Origin of the sequence: Streptomyces lushanensis (assembly GCF_001700515.1) — a bacterium.
GTDB lineage: Bacteria > Actinomycetota > Actinomycetes > Streptomycetales > Streptomycetaceae > Streptomyces > Streptomyces lushanensis.
On sequence record NZ_MAUD01000649.1, the window covers coordinates 1 to 800 of the forward strand.

Below are 800 nucleotides of genomic sequence, written 5' to 3' on the forward strand. Positions count from 1 at the left end.
CGGCAGCGGCGCCGGCGGCGGTTTGAGCGAGCCCACCGGAGTCACCCGGCCCACCGCGCGAAAGCCCCAGTCCAGCAGGGACCTGGCCTCCTCGTAGACCTCGTGCACACCGCCCCACTGCGGGTTCATGACGGTGGCCAGCACGGTCCGGCCGCCGCGCTTGGCCGCCNNGGTGAGCAGCCGGTTGGTGTTGACGATGCCGAAAGTGCCTCCGTAGCCGGGGAACCGGGCGTCGACGGTCGAGCTGTACTCGACGAACTCGGGCAGCTCCAGGCCCGTCCGGCCGAAGACCGCCAGATCGAACGCGGAGGACACCTGCCCGTCGGCGTCATAGCCGTCCGGGGACACCACATGGGTGTCGTACGCGCCCAGCAGCTTCGCCTTCACCCGCATCTGCTTGGCCGTCGCCTCCCAGCCGCCGTTCATCTCGGCGAGCGCGTGCACCGCGTCATTGCCCGAGCTCAGGAAGACACCTCGCCACAGATCCTCCACCGCGTACGACTCGCCCGCGACGATGCCCACCTCGCTGCTGCCCTCCCCGACATCGTCCAGCTCGGCCTCGGTGACCTCGTGTTCACCGTCCTTGGGCAGATGAGGCAGCGCGGTGACGGCGAACAGTGTCTTCAGCGTGCTGGCCGGAGGCAGCGGACGGTGTGCCTCATGTGCGGCGAGCACATCACCCGTACGGGCGTCGGCGACCAGCCAGGACAGCGCGGACACGTTGGGCGGCGCCGGAGTGCCGCGCTTGGGCCGCGCCTGCGTTCCCGGGCGGTACAGAGTGCCTTCGACGGGACCCGCCG

At 70.7% G+C, this 800-nt stretch carries 2 pseudogenes; both read right to left on the reverse strand.

The window, feature by feature from the left end:
- Positions 1–169, reverse strand: a pseudogene (locus BFF77_RS37570) (D-alanyl-D-alanine carboxypeptidase); the annotation flags it as partial.
- A gap of 2 nt (positions 170–171) precedes the next feature.
- A pseudogene (locus BFF77_RS32135) lies at positions 172–777 on the reverse strand (D-alanyl-D-alanine carboxypeptidase family protein); the annotation flags it as partial.
- Positions 778–800 lie beyond the last annotated feature (23 nt).